Raw genomic sequence first — 15,636 nt, 5'->3', positions numbered from 1 at the left:
CTTGTAATCTCGCTTACCTTAGGTAAGTTCTTCGAATTTTCGTGTATCTTTATTAATACTAGTTCAGAATTCATTATTTTATTTTATTTTTTAAATATAAGTAAGGTGTTACTTTTTTGTTAGGAAGGTGTAATCCCTTGCATACAATGAAATAAAAGTGAAAGGATAAAATAGGTTTAAGAGGAGAGATATAGTATCTATTTATGTGTTTTTTATAAAAATGTATAAATGTAATTTGCGAATTTCTTATTATAGTTTTTTTCTATGAAAGCCGTTGCTTTAGTATTGTCAGCTTCTATTTCGTGTGCCTCAGACAAAGCGCCACTTAAAATAAATAATGGAATATTTTGATTCATATCGCGAATAAACTTCACGACTTCTATACCTTCGCCATCAGGCAAGTTCCAGTCAACAAGTGCTGCACTATGTATCTCAATATCAAACAGATCTTTAGCTTCTTGAACCGTGTCAGCAACATCAATAACAATAGGTTTTGTGAATGCATATCGCTTAAAGCACATTTTTAAAAGTTCAGCATCAATCTCACTATCTTCAACATACAAAATTCGTATTTCATCACTCATAGTTTACATCTTCCTAAGTGTAAAATAAAACGATGAACCCGTGCCTTTTTCAGACTCAAACCAGATTTTACCTTGATGCTTAGTGATTATGCGTTGTGAACAAGTAAGACCAACTCCTGCCCCTGAAAATTTCTTTTCAGAAACGCCTCTACGAAACATTTTAAATATTTTCTCCGATACGTTCTCCGGAATACCTATACCATTATCCGTGATACAAAATTGCCAATACTCATCAAACTCAATCACACTGATGTTTACTTTAGGTTTATTATCTGGCATTTGATAATGCAATGCATTGTGAAGGAGATAAGAAAACATTTGGCTAATTAGCTTTTCATCTCCTTTTATTACAGGCATGTTTTCATAAGTAATTGTAGCGTCCGTCTTATTAATTAAAGGAGATAATTCTTTAATATTATTAGAGAGAAGCACATTAATATCTAATTCTTTTAGCGATTCTTCTTTAGTACTAATACGGGAGTACAAGGTTAAATCATCTAGAATATTTCTTATGGTATTTCCGCCTTTAAGAATAAAATCAAAATGGCGTTTTGTTTTATCGTCAAAATCCTCTTGGTGTTTATTTAAAACCATTTCAGAAAAACCTTCGATTTGACGTAAAGGTGCACTTAAATCATGAGAAACGATATAAACAAACTCTTGATACTCAGCTTTTAATTGCGCTAAATTTTCCTTAGCTTTAGCTAACTCGCTTTGAGTTTCAGCTAATTGAGTGTGTAATTGTGTATTTAAATCGTTAGGCATAATTTAGCTTAATCATCTTCAGAGTCTGACGGAGGTAAACAAACAATATCAACCCAAAAATTTTCAACTGTTTGCACAACTGCCATAAATTTTGCAGCGTTAACGGGTTTAACAATGTAACAGTTAGCATGTAAATCGTAGCTTTCAACCACATCTTTATCTGCTCTAGAGCTGGTTAATACTATAACGGGAATTCTTTTTAAACGCGGTTCCGCTTTAATAATTTCTAATACTTCTCTACCATCTGTACAAGGTAAATTTAAATCCAGTAAAATAATATCAGGCATTACTGCATCTTCAAATCCATTACGTTTGAAAAGATAATCTAGGGCTTCATCACCATCTTCAACAACATTTAACGTGTTGCGAAATTGAGCCTCTTCAAAAGCTTCTTTAGTTAACTCTATATCACCTTCGTTATCTTCAACTAGAAGGATTTCAGCGAGTTTTGCTTCTTTAATCATAATTAACCTTGTTAAAAAACCTGCAAATTTTAGGCTTTTAATAATGTAAAATAAAAAGTCGAACCCATACCTTTCTCAGATTCAACCCATATAGTTCCGCCATGGCGCTCTACTACTTTTTTACAAATAGATAGGCCAACACCTGTACCTGCATACTGACTTCTGCGGTGCAATCGTTGGAAAACTTCAAAAATCTTCTTAAAATGGCGCTCATCCATGCCAATGCCATTATCTTTTATCGAAAAGCACCAATGATCTGTAGCGTCTTTTACACTTATATGAACATGTGCCTTAGCATCAGGTTTTTGATATTTGATGCCGTTATTAATTAAGTTTTGGAACAACTGAAATAACTGCGTTTTATTACCATGTAAGTTGGGCAAGGTATCGTATGTTATTTCAACGGTGTCACCTTCCGTTAAATCAAGAGCGTTTTTCTTAATAACATTAAGAAGATCTTGCATATTAACATCTTCTAATTGTTTTATATCGTTATTAATACTTGAATAGGTAAGGATATCATTAATTAGTGCTTGAGCACGAATAGCACCATCAATAACAAAGTGGAAATATTTCTTACCTTTTTCATCATGTTCAAGATCGTCTTTAATATGATCTTGAAGCTTTTCAGAAAAACTTCTTATCATACGCAGTGGTTCTTGTAGATCATGTGAACAAACAAAAGCAAAGCGTTCAAGCTCTTCATTCGAATCAGTTAATTTTTCTATAAACTGTTCACGCTCTTTCTCAAAAGCAACGCGGTCACTTATATCTCTAACAATTCCACTGTACTTGATTGTAGAACCGAGCTTTATTTCGCTAACAGAAACTTCTATAGGGAATGTTGTTCCGTTTTTATGCTGGCCTTTTGCATATTTCCCACTACCTATATAACGCTCAATTGAGATTATTTGTTCTTTGGTTTCATCTTGTTTATTTTTAAAGTAATCATCACTTCCTTGATGGGAAGAAGCTGGCATTAAAATTTTAATGTTAGAGCCAATCACTTCTTTAGACGGATAACCAAATATATTTTCGGCTGCATTATTAAATCGTTCAATAATTCCAAATTTATCAATGGTGATCAGGCCATCAACCGCTAGCTCCACTATCGCTCTATGATGCTCTTCACTTGCCGTAAGTTCTGCAGTTCTTTGCACAACGATCTGTTCAACATACTCACGTCTACGGATCAAATGAACCAAGCCTAAAACGATAATGCCAGAGAATATTAAGCCCGTAATTAACATACCCCATGCAGATTGCGCATATTCAGTTTTATTTTCTTTACTGTATATTTTTATTCGCCAGCTACGCCCTGCTAAATTGATAATCTCATCTCGTGAAAAAGACTCCACTACTTGAGGTGTACCATAAAGGGTTTCTGGGAATTCAGGATCTGAGATGTCTTGAATAAACAAAGCTAAATTACTATCCATACCTAACAGCACTTCATTGACAAGGTCTTCAACCCTTAATGAAATAGAAGTAAAACCTTGTAGCTTAAGCTTTTCAGTTACTTGTTTTTTATCATTATAAAAAACAGGTCTGAAGATAAAAATACCCGCTTTAGTTATATCTTCTTCAAATAAAGTAATTTTAGAAGTAGCAACTTTACTCTCGCTTTCTTGCGCCTTAATTAAGGTTTTTAGCTCTAAAGGATTAGAGGCTAAATCAAAGCCTAATGCGTTTTCGTTACCTGCTACAGGCTCTAAATAATAAACAGGTAAATAATGTTCACGTTGTGGCGCTGAAGCTAAACTCCCATCTTGGTTAATTTCATTAATACTAAAGTTTGTAAAGCCATCTAACCTAGCTTCTTCTTCAAGTACTAGACGTTCTTCATGAGTAATACTCGGTATCCACTCTATTGCTTTAATACTTTTATGTTGTACAAGAAACGATTCAACAAAAGCTTTAAAATCTTGACGTTCTACTTCTTCAGAAGCACTAAAAAATGCGTTAACTGAGTCAAGAATACCTAAGTAGGTGTTTAGGTTTTCTCGCACTTCTTGTACGTGTTTTTGACTTTCAAAAATCAAATTATTTTCAACGGATACTTGTTTAGCATTCGATACAATAATAAAAGTAATAATACTAGCGCTAACACCTAAAACACCAATAGTGATAGGCATAAGAAATAAACTAATACGGTTATTCTTTCTATCTCTCTGCTTTAATTTTTGTAACGTTCCAGTGTAACTGAGCAGTGAAAATAAAATAAAAGATACGGCTAAACCTGCCAATAACACCGAGAAAATCAAGTTCTGAACGCTACGCTCTCTTTTCAATAAAGGTGCATCGTCGGTAATATAAGTAAATATTACATTTAGATCCTCTAATACAGCGGTATTCTCACGAGCCAAAGCAATTTGATTGGTACTTGTACCTACCGTTAATTCATTTTGGGTTAACGTTATCGCAGTATCTGAACTAAACGTTTGATTAACAAAAACATCACTAGTCGATATTTTTATTTCGCCTGTTAGTATACCTTCTACGTAGCCACTGTAGAGTACAGGTACTGATAATTTGAAAAATATAAACTCTTGATTCTGACTTAACAATTGAAAATGATAGGGTTTGGAGGCGTTTAAAACTTCTTCTATCCAAGGCTCTTCATTACTATAAATACCTTGTAGCTGTTTTGTGGTTTGTACTAATACATTCGCTTCAATATCTTGTAAGACGAGTCGCCCTTTTTCACCACCTATAACAACATTCTTTAATAAACCATTGACTGAGCCATTATCTGCATCAGATAACATAACCGCATTGGTTATACTTGGAAATTTGGCGAGATCTTCAATAACCCTTCTTTGGCTTTCAATAAAGTTATTAAATAGCGCAACTTCTTTTTTAAGCTCTCTTTTAGTGTCTTTATCATATTGCTCTTCGAACAATGTATTTATTTTTGGGATAATAATAAAAGCACTAAGTAGCATTAATAAAGAGAGTAAACCTATACTGTAACCAACCACAGTACGGAATATTATCACCTTATTTGATGCTTCATTTTTTAAATTAGTCTTATTCATTTATGATTATAATTTCATTCGTTGCGCCGTAATATCCCATACAATAGTCACTGGCATTTAATGCTTCGTGCGCTTTGTTATTGAGTACAGAATCAAAAATTGAAAAAGGTTTATCATATATTTTTATTAAACCTTGAACGGGATTAGAGAGATTTTCTAAAGCAAGACGTATTGTATTTCTGTCTTTTAAGGTGTCTCCAGTTAGCTTTGATTGTTTAATTGCCTGGATTAATAATTTAGTTAAATCATAAGCATGTATAAAACCAACCGCTGACTGTAAATCAGCTGGTTTGTTAATAGTACCTTTAGTATGTGTAATTAATTGATTAAATACTTGGTTAGCCAGAGGCGTTTGAGTTTCATTTGTAAAGGCAAAACAACTTTGAATAAAGTTTAAAGCTAAGCCTTCTCTTGTCTTAACATCAATTTTTTCATGTAGGTCACCACTGGTTATTCCCCAATGACTAATAATAGGCAATCTTTTACTTGTTGGTACCTCTAACATCGCATTAGCGAATACAATACCTTCAACAGCATTACTTACTAAGATTAAGCAATCGCTACCTTGGTTAATAATGCTATCGATAAGTACTTGCGCGCCCTTGGCTTTAATATTCAAATCAAAACGAGTAACTTGAGGAGATTGAATGTCATAAGTTGTCAAAGCTTTCGACATATTCAGTAAGTTAGATGTTCCCCAAGGTGTGTTTTCGAGTAAAAGCTGAGGTTTGTGGCATTGCTGGTTTTTCATTGCATAATCAATAATGACTACGCCCGCTTGCATATCATCTACAGATAAACGGAAGATCCAGTTCTCTTTAGCAGGATGACGTGTAATAGGTGCACCTGCTGCCCAAGGAACAAGAGTTAGCGCTTTATTTTTATTAATGAAGGTTCGATTTTTAATTAACGGGGCTGAATGTATACCTGAATATATTACCAAAGCATTAGGATCATTCAAAAAGGCTTTATAGTTTCTTTTACTGCGGATCACATTGCCACGGTGGTCTAGGTATTTGAAAAGGACTTTATAACCATTTACCTCATTATCTACTTCAGCGAAGGCAACTTCGATGCCTAGTTGAATCGCTTTTGAAGATTGGCTATGTATAGATAAGTCGGCATCTTGATAAATATGAATAATTTTATCATCTGCTTCTACATTACCGACAAAGAGTAAGGTTTGAGTAACCCAAAGAATGAGGATTGAACTTATTATTTTTTTCATAGTCAATTTTATGTATCTAATTAAGTTAAAGTACCGATTCAGTAAAATCGTCTATCCGATGTAAATATATCAATATTACTATTTAATACTTAACCATCTTCGCTTTTTTAATAGCTTATGAAGTCCTTCATTTATTTACGTATGTATTTGGGTAACCATCAAATCTAGCATCTCACATCACTGTATAAAATATACCAAGCTATTCTATTTAAAGAGTAACAAACTAATATAACAATAAAAAGACACTTTCTACTTTAACCACTTTTCAGCTAATTCATTTGCAGGTAAGGCTTTTTCAAAAAAGTAACCTTGTAACTCATCTACTTCTAATTCTAAACATAAATCGCTTTGATATTGAGTTTCAACACCTTCAGCAACAATATGTAAACCTATAGTTCGAGCCATTGCTGCAATTCCTTTTACAATCGATAAATGTCTTGTTTCTGATTTACAGTTAGGTAAAAGCGATTTATCTAATTTAACAATATTTATAGGGTAATTTAATAAATGCGATAAAGATGAAAAACCTGTTCCAAAATCATCTAGTGCTAATTTACAACCTAATCGATATAACTCGGTTATACGCTGATTATTCTGTTCATCTTGAGACAGTAGTGCAGTTTCAGTAAACTCTAAAACAATTGATTCTGGTTTAATATCATACTTATTCAACATATATTCGAAAGTAGGAATAAGCGTTGAGTTATTCAATTGTTTAGCTGAAATATTAATTGCCATAGTAAGTGGTTTATTATATTTACGATGCCAAATAGCTAATTGCTTTATAGCCGTTTCTAAAACCCACTCACCTATTTGAATAATAGTTTTAGACTGTTCCGCAATAGGAATAAATTCATCTGGCGTTGAGTTTAGCTTGCAGTTTGGCCAACGAATAAGCGCTTCTACACCGATAATATTTTTGCTTTGAACATTAATAACAGGCTGATAATGTAGTTCGAAATCTTGGTTGATCACCGCTTTTTTCAATTCCATCTCTACTTCATAATTTCGAGAGAATTGTTGCTGCATTTCATTTTCAAAATAACACAGCTGATTTCGACCTTGTTTTTTGGCTCGGTACATCGCAATGTCGGCATATTTAGTCAAAGACTCTGCAGTGCTGGCATTTTGAGGATGCAGTGCTATTCCAATACTTACGCCACATTGAATTGTATGACCATCAATAACAATCGGGTTTTCTAAAGATCGAATAATACGTTGAGCCACAGAAGTAGCACCACTAATTAAATCCAAACCCGTTAGAAAAATAGCGAATTCATCACCACCAAGTCGACCAAAAAGTTCATTATCGCGTAAACACTGCTTAACTAAGTTAACGACATACTTTAATAGTTTATCGCCGACTTCATGACCGTAAGTATCATTAACCTTTTTAAAATGATCTAAATCTAATAAGAGTAAAGCAATATTGCTTTGAAAACGTTTGTTGTTATCGATTGAGACTTTTAAGGCTTCTTCAAAATGATAGCGATTAGACAATCCCGTTAACGAGTCTTTTTCTGCTAACTCTCTTACTTGGCAAAAGCTGTCATAAACTTTCTTTTCAAGTTCAAAGCGTTTTTTGGCTTGGAGAATGGCGCGCTTTAGTTTGCTTGTTGTAATTTCACTTTTAGGGATAAAATCTTGTGCGCCAGCTTGTAAGCAAGACAGTGCGAGCACTTCATCATCTGATGCACTCATCATAACTATTGCTGTTTCGCCAAGATTAGGACGGCTTCTTAGTTCAATAACCATTTCAATACCATCAACCTCAGGCATTCTATAGTCAAGTAATAGTACGTCAAAACCGCCACGTTCAGCTATTCTTAAGCCTTCCTCAGCGGAGTTAGCTTCAAATAACTCAAACTCACCTTCATTCCGACTTAACGTCCTTCTGATAATTTCTCTATCAGCTAAATCATCATCTACTAATAATATATTCATTACGTCCCTTATGAAATATAACGCTTAAAGCACTGAGTTAATATTATGTTTTGGCCAAGTGATAGTAAAAGTAGCCCCTTCATTTTCTTGAGATTCAACGTTTATCTCAGCTGAATAAAAGGCCAATGTTTTTTGTATCATGGTTAAACCAAGTCCACTTCCTTCAACTTGATCTTTAGATTTTAATGTTTGAAATGCTTCAAAAACTTTCTTCTGGTAAGTTTCGGGGATACCTGGCCCATCATCAGAAATCGACAGATGAAAGTGTTCTAACTCATCTGTGTAGCTAATATTAATATTGCCTTGTGTTTTATCATGATGCTTAATTGCGTTTGATAATAAATGATTCAAGACAAATAATAGCGGCTCTCTGGGTAATTCAATTTTGCATTGCTCAACTGAAACATTAAAACTGTTGGGTAACTGAACCGCGACACAACTTTCATTAACTAACGTTTTTAAACTAAAACTTTCTGCTGGATGGAGTTCTCTACCAATTTGTGAATATATGCTTAAATCAGTAAGTAACCTTTCCATTCTTTTCGTGCTATTAGCTACCATAGAAAAGTTTTTGTCATTGTCATCGGTAAGACCATCATCAATATCTTCTTGAATCCATGAGGTGATATTTTTTATTGCATTCAATGGCGATCTTAGATCATGAACTGCTCGATGAAGAAAGGTATCTATTTCGGCAAATATTTCTTCTTTAGTTAAAATTCGTACTGAACCTGATGAAACTTCATTATTCTGAGAAGCACTTTCTTCTAAAATTGTATTCTTTAGATAAAGCTCTATTTGTGAGGCTATATTCTTAACCATTAACAATAACGCTGATTTACTATCCTCAGTTAATAAACAAGCTTCAGAGTTCATTAAGCATAAGGTACCTATAACACTTCTATCAGATAAAGTGATGGGAATAGCTGCATAGTGTTTGATATTAATATCATTAATAAAGATGGGATGATTAATGATTCGGTTATCTTCTAATATCCCCGATACTTCAAAAAGTTCATTATGCTTGATGACTATTTCGCTTAATGCGTGAGTCGTTTCACAATAGCCTGTAGTAAACTCAATATCAGTTTTGCGCCAATACTTAGTGTGACCAATAATATTTATTTGACTAAATGAACTCTCACATACTCTATTTGTTAAACACAAAACATTATTAAAGGCATCATCAAAAGCAATGCTCAATACACCTTCGTCTAAAAAGTAACGATCTAATAATTGACCATAATTCAAGTTACTATTATTTGGAGTTTCAGAATGCTTCATTTAAAAAACTAGTTGTTAATATCTTGATAAAAAGAGTATGGCACTCTTGCTATTATTTTCCAATTTTTTGTAGTTGATCGCTTGAATAAAAACTTATTTAATAAATTCAACTAACTAAAGTTGTATAAAAACACAACGGATGCTAAATAAATGTTAACAATATTAACAACTTTGAAACGAATGAAAATTTGGGGACTTAAAACATAAAATAAAAAAGCTAATTTAGTTTTATCTAAATCAGCTGTTAATTTTAATATATTAGATATGTAAATGATGTACTAAAAAGGAGGAATTTAATGCTAATGAAGAGCGGCTCTGAACGGTAATTTTGCACAAACTTTAGCTTCAAACTCTAAAATTTCTTCCAAGCGTGCATTTACTTCATCTTTATCAAAATATTCATAGGCTAATTCTACAAATAAATTTTTATGTTTTTCTTCTGATTTAGCGATACTTACATAAAAGTCTTTATCTTTTCCTGGCTCTAATGCTTGAGCAACTAAAGAAAAACGTTCATGACCACGAGCTTCAATAACACCACCAACCAGTAATCGATCCATAAAGAAAGCTTCTTGCCCATGTCTAAATACGGTACGTAACTCTTTTACATAAGGATCTTTTTTGTCATTAGCTAATGGCACATCGCGTGCGATTAACAACTTTAACACTTGTTTAAAATGGATAAGCTCTTCTAAAGCTAAATCTGTCATTTCTTTTACTAAACGTGAGCGGTCTTGATAGTGAGATAACATAGACATAGCCATACCTGATGCTTTTTTCTCTGCAGCAGCATGGTCTTGTAAAAAAGAGCTAAAGTCAGCTAAAACAGCTTCAGTCCATTCAAAAGGAGTATTGTATTTAAGTTCAAACATGGAAGAGTCGCTCTAATTCAGTAATAAATAAGGCGGGATTTTACCTATGTCTTTAAGAAGAAAAAAGCATTAATTCTTATTAAACTCAGCTTAGGTGAAGTTGTTTTTCTGAATCATTCGTTTTTAGCAGCAATATCCGTTATTTATATTTATTCTTAGTGAGCAAAACATGCGAATAATTAGATGATATGTTTATGAATCATTTCGTTAACCTATATTGATATCGGTATAAGCTTTAAGAGTTAAAAGCGAATTTAAAGCCCTAGCTAAAGTCAGGGCTTAATTTCGGTATTATGAGTAACAACGAATATCACGCTATCTAAAGCTTAATATGGCGAGAGATAACTCGATATGACTAAGTAAGCTGAGCTCGGCTTAATATATTCTTCTCTAACAGCTACCTTTACTTGCTTCATCGTTAAGTTTTATTAGTAATAATTTTAATGAGTTAAGAATATCTTAAACCGTGTTCAGGTTAAGTATAACGTTATAAACCGTATTGACTATATTCTAACAATTCGCGGTGTAACTTTTGATTCTCTTTAAAGTTTTCTATTTCACGCCATTTTCTGGTTATCGTTTTAGTGGTTATTTTTGGTGTCACTTCAACAGTTTCCTCGCTCATGAATTCTTCTATTGCATATAAATCATAATTAGCCATTTTCAAAACCTCTTTAAAAGTTATTAGAATTTACTGATCATCAATTCAATTAGGGTATGTTGAAGTTTTGTGATCCTATAATGTAGGATTCAATCGTTTTAATACCGGCTATTAATGTTTGGGCAGTACTTTAACTAAATATTTAAGTACAACTTTGTTCACACATAGTTTTGCTCAAAAAAATCGCAGCTAAACAATCTCAAAACTCAACAGCTTTAATGTAAAAACAAAATATGACAATTCGTTTACTAAACCATGACAAGTTGATGACACTAAACTTTGATCTATCGCAAGTGAATTAGCTTCATTGCTGTTTAGTTAATGCATATTATTTGCTAGAATCCCCAACGCTTTTTTAAGGGAACAACCTTTTAATTACAAAAGCATCTAAGTACATATAAATTATGTATATTTTATTAATCTACAGCACCAAATTTACGGTTTGGTTAGTTCAATGGGTAACGTTATGAGTCAAATTACAGTTTGCGCACTATATAAGTTTGTTCGTTTAGAAAATTTTGAAAGTTTAAAAGCTCCTTTACTCGCAGTAATGGAAGAAAATGAAGTTAAAGGCACCCTGCTTTTAGCTCAAGAAGGTATTAACGGTACAATAGCGGGTCTACAAGCAGGTATTGAAACTGTGCTCACCTATTTAGAACAAGATGAACGCTTGTCTCCTTTGTCTTGTAAATATGCTTACAATACTGAAAACCCTTTCCAACGTACAAAAGTTAAATTGAAAAAAGAAATTGTTACTATGGGCGTTGAAGGCATAGATCCTACGCTCACTGTGGGCACTTATGTAAAACCAAAAGACTGGAATGCTTTGATTTCTGATCCTGATGTTTTATTGGTAGATACTCGTAATGATTACGAAGTAGAAATAGGTACTTTTCAAAACGCGGTTAATCCTAATACTGAAACCTTTCGTGAATTTCCAGAGTATGTTGAAAAGAACTTAGATAAAAACAAACATAAAAAAGTCGCTATGTTCTGTACGGGCGGAATTCGTTGTGAAAAGTCTACCGCTTATCTTAAAGAGCAAGGCTTTGAAGAGGTTTATCATCTTGAAGGTGGTGTACTTAAATACTTAGAAGAAGTACCACAAGAAGAAACCATGTGGGAAGGTGAATGTTTTGTATTTGATAGCCGAGTAGCCGTAAATCATAACTTAGAGCAAGGCCAATACGATCAATGTTTTGCTTGTCGCTTTCCAATTACAGAAGAAGAAAAGCTGAGTGAATTTTATGTTAAAGGTGTTAGCTGCCCTCGCTGTATCGACAAATATACTGATGAGCAACGTTCTGGTTTTAGAGAGCGTGAACGTCAAGTAAACTTAGCTAAACAACGTGGTGAAACACATATTGGTGGTGATGTTAAACATCTAATAAAAGAGAAACGCCAAGAAAAAATAGAACGTAAAACAGCTAAGTAAAAGATATACGTTAGCTCAGGTATCGTTTTCTATTACTTACTAGAATATGAATATTGATGTCTAAATTATTTTAACTCTCACTAAAACAGAAAGATAAAAAGTATCGTATTTACACTTAAAAGGTAAATATGATACTTATACCAAACGGATTAATTTATTGCTCACTTAGCGAGAATTTAAAGGCTTAGAGGCACAGGTTCATAGTTCCATACTGAACCTAAGCACCTACATCCATGTAGGCGAGGCATTGATTGAGAGAATGGTTATTCTCGGTAACTGCTCCTGCGTTACCCTAATGTCCTACATCCATGTAGGAACCTTGTCAAAATCAATAACGCGGCATATAAGCCTTTAAATTCTCGCTCTTCGGGAGCTCATTAGCAAACTGATAACATCACAAAATTAAAAAAATATAGAATAACTATGTTTAATCAATTTTGCTTGTTCTAAGCTTGCTAATGTAGCTCTAAGTTGCTCAATAAATTAATCCGTTTGGTATTACTAAGTACAACAATATTTTTGTCGGATTGTTGTACTTAAATAAACCACTCCTCTATCCCATACCTTCATCTCACAACACAGCAATATAATTATAAATTTTTTATAAAACTCAACAGTAATAAATAATCACACTAGAGCTAAAACCTAGCTGTAGCACAGCTATAAACTAACGTTATCAAAAATTTGAACTATACTGTTCTGTATTCATTAAAGGAAATAATCATATGAATATAGATAATAGAAAACACGCAAGAGTTAAACCACAAAGCTTAACAGCAAACATTACGATTTTTACGCCTACTGATGATACTGAAATACATTTAGAAGGTCAGGTGCTTGATATGAGTATGGCAGGCATAAAAATAAAACTTTTTTCTGCTATGCCTGAGAATATAGCTAAAAGTAAAATTAAAATTAAAATTAATTTACTTATGCCTAAGTCAGGCTTACCTGTAACAATAAAAGGGGTAATTAAACGTTTAGATAATGATTCAGAATGCGGCATTCAATATTATAAAGATCACCCTGATAAGGAAATAGACAATTTATTATTTGAATGTATTAAGAGTGTTCAATAATGATTTAGATAAAATACTGGTTTAGGTGAACTACTGAACAAGTAAAATAAGCTTTATAGCTAATCTATAAAGCTCGTGAATAACCTAGAAATTAAAAAAATCTAAAATTATAAGATTTAATTAGGCTTTTTTAAGGTAACTCGCAACTAATACAATACGTGTACCATTAACTTTCCCTTCAATGTGTTCAGGGTTGTCTGTTAACGTAATACCACGCACTAAAGTCCCTTGCTTAGCGGTAAAGTTTGCACCTTTTACTTTTAAGTCTTTAATCAAAGTAACATCATCACCATCTTGCAATTCAGCGCCATTACTATCTCTTGTTGGACCTTCACGCTCGGCTGCAGCGATACCTTGCTCTGCCCATGTTTTTACATTGTCTTCCATGTAAATCATATCTAAAGCATCTTGCGCCCAGCTTTCAGCTGATAGTTTATGTAACATACGGTACGACATAACTTGAACAGCAGGTTCTTGATTCCACATGCTATCTGTCAAACAACGCCAGTGATTTACATCTAAATCAGCATTGCCTTCAATTTGTTCTAAACACGTATGACAAACTAAAATGCTTTGTTGAGCACTTAAATCACTTGTTGGCGGCACGGGAAATACAGCTAATTTTTCTGTTGCTGTACATAATTCACAAGTGTTATTGCTACGTTGCTCTAAAGCTTTTTGCGCTACCATTTCTCATCCTAGAAGTTATAAAATATCAGTGGCGTAATTATACGACGCTCCAGTGAAAAAACAACGTCTCAAGTCCCTAAGACTCACTAAAAACATCAAGTTAATTGAATTATTGTAGACATTGAGGCTGCAATAAGAAAAACTACGCACATAATTCAAGAATTTATATTAAATTCGATGAATACAAAATATATTGATAAATAAGAACAATAACTTAGGATTAATTCATGACACTAGCCAACGAAGGTTCTCCTTCTTTATCTACCAAATTAAAATCTATGGGCTTAGTAAGCCAAATTATTATCGCCATTATATTAGCGTCAATATTCGCAACAGTAGCACCTGATATAGCACAATCATTTGCTGTGCTTGGGCAATTATTTGTTAATGCTTTGAAAGCTGTAGCCCCTGTACTTATTTTTGTTTTAGTTATGTCTTCTATAGCCAATCAAAAACCTAATAATGACGCTAACTTAAAACCTATTATTTTCCTTTATTTTATAGGTACCTTAAGCGCGGCTTGTGTTGCTGTAGTATTAAGTTTCTTATTTCCTACAACATTGACTTTAGATATTGTTGGCGCAACAGCAAACCCACCTCAAGGATTGGGTGAAGTACTAACAACGTTAGCGTTTAAAGTAGTAGAAAACCCAGTAACAGCCATTACTAACGGTAACTTTATCGCTGTTTTAGCTTGGGGCATTGGTTTAGGGCTTGCATTAAAACATTCAAACGAAAGCACTAAAGCTATGGTTCACGACTTTAGTGAAGCGATTACGGGTATTGTAAGGTTTGTTATTCGTTTAGCACCTATTGGTATCTTCGGTTTGGTTGCTAATACTATTGCAAGTACAGGGTTTTCAGTATTCTCAGAATACGCACAACTATTAACTGTATTGGTTGGCTCTATGCTAATTATCGCTTTGATTGTGAATCCGTTTATTGTGTATATGGTAACGAAAAAAAATCCATTCCCATTAGTTTTCACCTGTTTAAAAGAGTCAGGTATTACGGCATTTTTCACCCGCAGCTCAGCAGCAAACGTTCCAATTAACTTAGCGCTATGTAAGAAACTTAACTTGCATGAAGATACTTACTCAATTTCAATTCCATTAGGTTCAGCAATTAATATGGCTGGCGCGGCTATTACAGTAACAGTATTAACACTTGCTACAGCAAATAGCTTAGGTATTGTTATTGATTTACCTACCGCATTATTATTGTGTGTAGTGGCTTCTATATCAGCTTGTGGTTCTTCAGGCGTTGCTGGTGGGTCTTTATTACTTATCCCATTAGCTTGTAGCTTATTTGGTATTCCTAACGACGTGGCTATGCAAGTGGTAGCGATTGGATTTATTATTGGTGTGATACAAGATTCTGCTGAAACAGCACTTAATAGCTCAACAGATGTGGTATTTACTGCTGCAGCGTCACATTACTTATCTAAGTAAGCTTAGTTATAGTTAAGTAGATAATAATTAAGAACAACAAAAAAACAGCCACTTAAAGTGGCTGTTTTCATTTCAAAGAAGTTATTTAAAATATATTTTATACCAAACGGATTAATTTATTGAGCAACTTAGAGCTACATT

13 protein-coding genes are annotated in these 15,636 nt (G+C 33.5%); 3 read left to right on the top strand and 10 right to left on the bottom strand.

Annotated features, from left to right (window positions below; translation table 11 throughout):
• Positions 1 to 212: 212 nt before the first annotated feature.
• The 9 genes from ACPUVN_RS03810 to ACPUVN_RS03770 form a co-directional block, all read right to left on the bottom strand.
• Positions 213 to 584: a response regulator gene (locus tag ACPUVN_RS03810; protein WP_426369998.1), complete on the bottom strand. Its 372-nt coding sequence runs from the start codon at positions 582 to 584 to the stop codon at positions 213 to 215.
• Positions 585 to 587: 3 nt separating this feature from the next.
• The gene (locus ACPUVN_RS03805) at positions 588 to 1,349 is read right to left on the bottom strand and encodes a sensor histidine kinase (RefSeq protein WP_426357936.1); all 762 of its coding nucleotides are present in this window, start codon (positions 1,347 to 1,349) and stop codon (positions 588 to 590) included.
• An 8-nt stretch (positions 1,350 to 1,357) separates the two neighbouring features.
• Positions 1,358 to 1,813 (bottom strand): response regulator, encoded by a 456-nt coding sequence (locus tag ACPUVN_RS03800; protein WP_426357937.1) that lies wholly within the window; start codon positions 1,811 to 1,813, stop codon positions 1,358 to 1,360.
• Between the two features lie 29 nt (positions 1,814 to 1,842).
• Complete coding sequence (locus ACPUVN_RS03795) at positions 1,843 to 4,851, bottom strand: CHASE domain-containing protein (RefSeq protein WP_426369997.1); 3,009 nt, start codon at positions 4,849 to 4,851, stop codon at positions 1,843 to 1,845.
• Positions 4,844 to 6,079 (bottom strand): ABC transporter substrate-binding protein, encoded by a 1,236-nt coding sequence (locus ACPUVN_RS03790; RefSeq protein ID WP_426357939.1) that lies wholly within the window; start codon positions 6,077 to 6,079, stop codon positions 4,844 to 4,846. The genes ACPUVN_RS03795 and ACPUVN_RS03790 overlap by 8 nt, the downstream gene beginning before the upstream one ends.
• A gap of 249 nt (positions 6,080 to 6,328) precedes the next feature.
• Complete coding sequence (locus tag ACPUVN_RS03785) at positions 6,329 to 8,023, bottom strand: putative bifunctional diguanylate cyclase/phosphodiesterase (RefSeq protein ID WP_426369996.1); 1,695 nt, start codon at positions 8,021 to 8,023, stop codon at positions 6,329 to 6,331.
• Between the two features lie 24 nt (positions 8,024 to 8,047).
• A complete protein-coding gene (locus ACPUVN_RS03780; protein ID WP_426369995.1) occupies positions 8,048 to 9,307 on the bottom strand; it encodes a GAF domain-containing sensor histidine kinase in 1,260 nt (419 codons plus the stop codon).
• 299 nt (positions 9,308 to 9,606) lie between these two features.
• Positions 9,607 to 10,179 (bottom strand): tRNA-(ms[2]io[6]A)-hydroxylase, encoded by a 573-nt coding sequence (locus ACPUVN_RS03775; protein ID WP_426369994.1) that lies wholly within the window; start codon positions 10,177 to 10,179, stop codon positions 9,607 to 9,609.
• Between the two features lie 487 nt (positions 10,180 to 10,666).
• Positions 10,667 to 10,840 (bottom strand): DUF3545 family protein, encoded by a 174-nt coding sequence (locus tag ACPUVN_RS03770; RefSeq protein WP_426357942.1) that lies wholly within the window; start codon positions 10,838 to 10,840, stop codon positions 10,667 to 10,669.
• A 466-nt stretch (positions 10,841 to 11,306) separates the two neighbouring features.
• On the opposite strand from ACPUVN_RS03770, the gene ACPUVN_RS03765 reads away from it, so the two are divergent.
• Positions 11,307 to 12,275, top strand: a complete 969-nt coding sequence (locus ACPUVN_RS03765; protein ID WP_426357943.1) for a rhodanese-related sulfurtransferase — start codon at positions 11,307 to 11,309, stop codon at positions 12,273 to 12,275.
• A gap of 725 nt (positions 12,276 to 13,000) precedes the next feature.
• The gene (locus ACPUVN_RS03760; protein ID WP_426369993.1) at positions 13,001 to 13,354 is read left to right on the top strand and encodes a PilZ domain-containing protein; all 354 of its coding nucleotides are present in this window, start codon (positions 13,001 to 13,003) and stop codon (positions 13,352 to 13,354) included.
• A 120-nt stretch (positions 13,355 to 13,474) separates the two neighbouring features.
• Here ACPUVN_RS03760 and ACPUVN_RS03755 read toward each other — a convergent pair whose 3' ends face one another.
• Complete coding sequence (locus ACPUVN_RS03755) at positions 13,475 to 14,044, bottom strand: PhnA domain-containing protein (protein ID WP_426357945.1); 570 nt, start codon at positions 14,042 to 14,044, stop codon at positions 13,475 to 13,477.
• A 227-nt stretch (positions 14,045 to 14,271) separates the two neighbouring features.
• On the opposite strand from ACPUVN_RS03755, the gene sstT reads away from it, so the two are divergent.
• Positions 14,272 to 15,495 (top strand): serine/threonine transporter SstT, encoded by a 1,224-nt coding sequence (gene sstT / locus ACPUVN_RS03750; RefSeq protein WP_426357946.1) that lies wholly within the window; start codon positions 14,272 to 14,274, stop codon positions 15,493 to 15,495.
• Positions 15,496 to 15,636: the final 141 nt, after the last annotated feature.

Source organism: Pseudocolwellia antarctica, from assembly GCF_049933045.1.
In the GTDB taxonomy this organism is placed as follows: Bacteria; Pseudomonadota; Gammaproteobacteria; order Enterobacterales; family Alteromonadaceae; genus Pseudocolwellia.
This window is presented reverse-complemented; position numbering and strand designations above follow the sequence as displayed.

Bases quoted from the DNA above. Each gene is read 5' to 3' on its own strand.
- ACPUVN_RS03810 (WP_426369998.1), bottom strand. From the start codon at position 584: ATGAGTGATGAAATACGAATTTTGTATGTTGAAGATAGTGAGATTGAT.
- ACPUVN_RS03805 (WP_426357936.1), bottom strand. From the start codon at position 1,349: ATGCCTAACGATTTAAATACACAATTACACACTCAATTAGCTGAAACT.
- ACPUVN_RS03800 (WP_426357937.1), bottom strand. From the start codon at position 1,813: ATGATTAAAGAAGCAAAACTCGCTGAAATCCTTCTAGTTGAAGATAAC.
- ACPUVN_RS03795 (WP_426369997.1), bottom strand. From the start codon at position 4,851: ATGAATAAGACTAATTTAAAAAATGAAGCATCAAATAAGGTGATAATA.
- ACPUVN_RS03790 (WP_426357939.1), bottom strand. From the start codon at position 6,079: ATGAAAAAAATAATAAGTTCAATCCTCATTCTTTGGGTTACTCAAACC.
- ACPUVN_RS03785 (WP_426369996.1), bottom strand. From the start codon at position 8,023: ATGAATATATTATTAGTAGATGATGATTTAGCTGATAGAGAAATTATC.
- ACPUVN_RS03780 (WP_426369995.1), bottom strand. From the start codon at position 9,307: ATGAAGCATTCTGAAACTCCAAATAATAGTAACTTGAATTATGGTCAA.
- ACPUVN_RS03775 (WP_426369994.1), bottom strand. From the start codon at position 10,179: ATGTTTGAACTTAAATACAATACTCCTTTTGAATGGACTGAAGCTGTT.
- ACPUVN_RS03770 (WP_426357942.1), bottom strand. From the start codon at position 10,840: ATGGCTAATTATGATTTATATGCAATAGAAGAATTCATGAGCGAGGAA.
- ACPUVN_RS03765 (WP_426357943.1), top strand. From the start codon at position 11,307: ATGAGTCAAATTACAGTTTGCGCACTATATAAGTTTGTTCGTTTAGAA.
- ACPUVN_RS03760 (WP_426369993.1), top strand. From the start codon at position 13,001: ATGAATATAGATAATAGAAAACACGCAAGAGTTAAACCACAAAGCTTA.
- ACPUVN_RS03755 (WP_426357945.1), bottom strand. From the start codon at position 14,044: ATGGTAGCGCAAAAAGCTTTAGAGCAACGTAGCAATAACACTTGTGAA.
- sstT (WP_426357946.1), top strand. From the start codon at position 14,272: ATGACACTAGCCAACGAAGGTTCTCCTTCTTTATCTACCAAATTAAAA.